Origin of the sequence: Micropruina sp. (assembly GCF_027492755.1) — a bacterium.
GTDB lineage: Bacteria > Actinomycetota > Actinomycetes > Propionibacteriales > Propionibacteriaceae > Micropruina.
On sequence record NZ_JAPUED010000007.1, the window covers coordinates 1 to 4260 of the forward strand.

4 protein-coding genes are annotated in these 4260 nt (G+C 67.5%); 3 read left to right on the forward strand and 1 reads right to left on the reverse strand.

The window, feature by feature from the left end; genetic code table 11:
* A partial coding sequence (locus tag Q0066_RS00400) for a solute carrier family 23 protein (RefSeq protein ID WP_298128926.1) occupies positions 1-328 on the reverse strand: 328 nt, incomplete at its 3' end.
* A 213-nt stretch (positions 329-541) separates the two neighbouring features.
* Here Q0066_RS00400 and Q0066_RS00405 point away from each other — a divergent pair.
* From Q0066_RS00405 to Q0066_RS00415, 3 genes are all read left to right on the forward strand, one after another.
* On the forward strand, positions 542-1894 hold the full coding sequence (locus tag Q0066_RS00405) for a sn-glycerol-1-phosphate dehydrogenase (protein ID WP_298128929.1): 1353 nt from the start codon (positions 542-544) through the stop codon (positions 1892-1894).
* A 59-nt stretch (positions 1895-1953) separates the two neighbouring features.
* Positions 1954-3615 carry a ribulokinase gene (locus Q0066_RS00410; protein WP_298128932.1) on the forward strand — a complete coding sequence of 554 codons (1662 nt, stop codon included), beginning with the start codon at positions 1954-1956 and terminating at the stop codon, positions 3613-3615.
* A 145-nt stretch (positions 3616-3760) separates the two neighbouring features.
* Positions 3761-4260: L-ribulose-5-phosphate 4-epimerase (locus Q0066_RS00415; RefSeq protein ID WP_298128936.1), on the forward strand; the 500-nt coding region annotated here is incomplete at its 3' end.

Consider the following 4260-nt stretch of genomic DNA (forward strand, 5'->3'; position numbering starts at 1 on the left):
ACAGCATCGCGCCGGTCAGATCGGCCGGGTTGCCGCCCGCGCCGTAGATGGCGGTGGCCACCCCGACGAAGGATGCCGACGAGCCCAGATAGCTGGGCACCCGGCCCTGCACCACCAGCAGGAACACCAGAGTGGCGATGCCGGACATCATCACCGCAAGCTGCGGATTCAGCCCCATCAGCAACGGGAAGACGAAGGTGGCGCCGAACATCGCCACCACGTGCTGGGCGCCCAACCCGATCGTCTTGCCCCAGGACAACCGTTCGTCGGGGGCGACCACGCCGCCCGGTCGCAGTGTCCCGTCCCCGTGCAATTTCCACAGCGGCATCGCGGATCCCTCTCGTCGGCGGCGACAGCACCCTATGCCGAGCCGTGGACGAGTCGACGCCGACGGATCTGCTGAGACGCCCCAGCCGCGACGCGTCCGATGTGCCCAACCAGCTGCCGCCCCCCGTTGAGAAATTCCGTTGGGAAATCACCACAACTGGTGTGGGTGGGTTAGCCTCTCGTCACACATGCAGCATCGACCCGAAGGAGTGTCATGCCCGAAACCCTCATCGAACGCGCGCTTCGCACAGCCACCGATACCAAGGCGATCGAAGCCGGTCGCGGCGTCGTGAGCCGAACCGGTGACGTCTTCGCCCGGCTTTTCCCCGGACGTACCGCGATCATCGTGGCCGACGAGAACCATTGGCGGGTCGCCGGCGAACAGGTGGTCGCCTCACTGACCGCCGCGGGCGTACCCCAGGCCGAGCCCTACATCTTTCCCGGCACCCCCACGCTGTACGCGGGCTACAACAACATCGAAACCCTGCGGGACGCGATCGCCGACATCGACGCGGTCGTCGTCGCCGTGTCGTCCGGCACCCTCAACGACATCGCCAAGCGCGCCGTCAGCGAACTCGACCGGCCCTACATGTGCGTCGGCACCGCGGCTTCGATGGACGGCTACGCCTCCTTCGGCGCCTCGATCACCAAGGACGGCTTCAAGCAGACCCTCAGCTGCCCCGCCCCGGCGGCGGTGGTCGCCGACCTCGACATCATGGCCGGCGCGCCGCAGCGGCTGACCGCCACCGGCTTCGGCGACCTGATCGAGAAGGTGCCGGCCGGCGGCGACTGGATCATCGCCGACGAACTGGGCATCGAGCGGATCGACCCGGCCGTCTGGGACCTGGTGCAGGGCCCGCTGCGTGACGCGCTCTCCGACCCGCAGGGCTGCAAGGACGGCAACCCGGACGCGCTCAGCGGTCTCGCCGAGGGGCTGATCATGTCGGGGCTGGCGATGCAGGCGTTCGCGTCCTCGCGTCCGGCCTCGGGTGGCGGCCATCACTTCAGCCACCTGTGGGAGATGGAGCACTACGGACTCGACTGGGATCCGCCGCTCTCGCACGGCTTCAAGGTCGGCCTGGGCACGGTCTCGGTGGCCGCGTTGTACGAGGTGGTGCTGGCCAAGGACATTCCGGCGATGATCGACATCGACGCCGCGGTGGCCGCCTGGCCCAGCTGGGAGGAGACCGAGGCCAAGCTGCGCGCCGCGCTCACCCCCGACCTGCACGAGGCCGCGCTGGCTCAGACTAAGGGCAAGTACATCGACGCCGACGCGCTGCGTGCCCGGCTGGAGCTGACCGTCGAGCGCTGGCCGTCCATCTCGTCGCGACTGCGCGACCAACTGCTGCCGGCCAAGGTGCTGCAGGAGAAGCTGGACACCGTCGGCGCCATCACTCACCCCGACCAGATCGGGATGGATCGCGACCGTTTCCGGGACACCTACCACCGTGCCCGGTGGATCCGCACCCGATACGTGCTGACCGACCTGCTGACCGAGGCCAACATCATCGACCCGCTGGTCGATGAGCTGTTCGCGCCGGGCGGCTACTGGGCCGAGCGTTTCTGAGCGTCGCCCACCCGAGAGACCCAGGTCGCGACGATGCGGCCGAGAAAGGAACACGCAGGATGTCAGACGAGAAGTATGTGTGCGGTATTGACTACGGCACACTCTCCGGGCGGGCGATCATCGTCCGGGTGAGCGACGGCAAAGAGATGGGCACCGCCGTCCACGAATACCGGCACGCGGTGATGGACCGGGTGCTCAGCGCGCACAAAGGTGAGCCGTTGCCCCCCGAGTTCGCGCTGCAGTACCCCGAGGACTACATCGAGGTGCTGAAGATCGCCGTCCCGGAGGCGATCCGCAACTCCGGCGTGAAGCCCGAGGACATCATCGGCGTGGGCACCGACTTCACCTCGGCCACCGTGATGCCCACCGACGCCAACGGTTGGCCGCTGTGCCAGTGGCAGGAGTACGCGGGCCGTCCGCACGCCTACGTGAAGCTGTGGAAGCACCACGGCGGCCAGGCCGAGGCCGACCAGATCATCGAGGTTGCCCGCAAGCGCGGCGAGAACTGGCTGCCCCGCTACGGCGACACGCTGTCGTCGGAGTTCATGCTGCCGAAGCTGCTCGAGACCTTCCACAAGGACCGCGAGATCTACGACCGGATGACCTACTTCGTGGACGCCGTGGACTGGATCGTCTGGCAGCTCACCGGCAACTACGTCCGGTCGGCCGGCGCCACCGGCTACAAGGCGCTCTATCAGGACGGCAAGTTCCCGTCCCGGGACTTCTTCGCCGATCTGGATCCGGAGTTCGCCGATGCGCTCGACAAGCTGGAGGCCCCGGTCGGCCAGCTCGGCGACAAGGCCGGAGAGATCACTGCCGAGGCCGCGGCCTGGACCGGCTTGAAGGCCGGCACCCCGGTGTCCGTCGGCAACATCGACGCACACGTCGCCACCCCGGCGGTACAGGGCGTCGAGAACGGCCAGCTGACCGCCAGCCTCGGCACCTCGGCGGTGTACGTGGTCTCCGGTCCCGAGTTGCGCGAAGTGCCGGGCATGTTCGGTGTCGTCGACGGCGGCTTGGTCAAGGGTGCCTGGGGCTTCGAGGCCGGCCAGTCGGCGGTGGGTGACATCTTCGCCTGGTTCGTGAAGAACTGCGTGCCGGAGTCCTACCAGGACGAGGCGGACGGCCGGGGCATCTCGCTGCACCAGCTGCTCACCGAGAAGGCCGAGAAGCAGAACATCGGCGAGCACGGCCTGATCGCGCTCGACTGGCACAACGGCAACCGGTCCATCCTGGTCGACACCAACCTGTCCGGCCTGATGATCGGCCAGACGCTGACCACCACCCCGGAGGATCAGTACCGGGCGCTGCTCGAGGCCACCGCCTTCGGCTTCCGGACGATCATCGAGTCGTTCACCTCCAACGGTGTGGAGATCACCGAGGTGATCGCGGCGGGCGGTCTGCTGAAGAACAAGTTCCTGATGCAGATGTACTCCGACGTGACCCGCAAGCCGCTGTCGCTGGCCGACACGGGCTACGCCGGCGCGCTCGGTTCGGCGATCCACGGTGCGGTGGCGGCCGGGGCCTACCCGAACGTGCACACCGCTGCGGCGGCGATGGGCAAGAAGATCCCGAACGCCTACACGCCGAACGAAGAGGCGTCCGCGCAGTACGACAAGCTGTTCGCCGAGTACACGCTGCTGCACGACTACTTCGGTCGCGGTGGCAACAAGGTGATGTACCGCTTGAAGGACATCAAGCGCCAGGCAATGGGTCACTGACCAGGTAAGCGCTGATTTCGCCGGTCGAGCTTGTCGAGACCTCTCGCAAGGGGGTTTCGACAAGCTCAACCGGCGAAATGCCGCATTGAGCCAGTGTTCGCACGTCGCAGTTCCCGTTTCGCCCACGCAAGAGAGGAAGCCACCGATGACGATTCGTTTGACCGACCTGCCGGACGAGGTGCAGGCAGCCGTGCAGCGCACCCGCGAAGAGGTCGCCGCGCTGCATGCCGAGCTGACCCGCTACGAGCTGGTGGTGTGGACGGCCGGCAACGTGTCCGGGCGGGTGCCGGGCGCCGAACTGATGGTGATCAAGCCGTCCGGAGTGTCCTACGACGAGCTGAGCGCCGAGACCATGGTGGTCTGCACCCTGGACGGCAACAAGATCGACGACGGCACCCCGGACACCCTGGCCCCGTCGTCCGACACCGCGGCGCACGCCTACGTGTACCGGCACATGCCCGAGGTCGGCGGCGTCACCCACACCCATTCCACCTACGCCACGGCATGGGCGGCGCGTGGGCAGGAGATTCCCTGCGTGCTGACCATGATGGGCGACGAGTTCGGCGGGCCGATCCCGGTCGGCCCGTTCGCGATCATCGGCGACGACTCGATCGGACGCGGCATCGTCGAGACCCTGCGCGGTTC

Bases quoted from the DNA above. Each gene is read 5' to 3' on its own strand.
- Q0066_RS00405 (WP_298128929.1), top strand. From the start codon at position 542: ATGCCCGAAACCCTCATCGAACGCGCGCTTCGCACAGCCACCGATACC.
- Q0066_RS00410 (WP_298128932.1), top strand. From the start codon at position 1,954: ATGTCAGACGAGAAGTATGTGTGCGGTATTGACTACGGCACACTCTCC.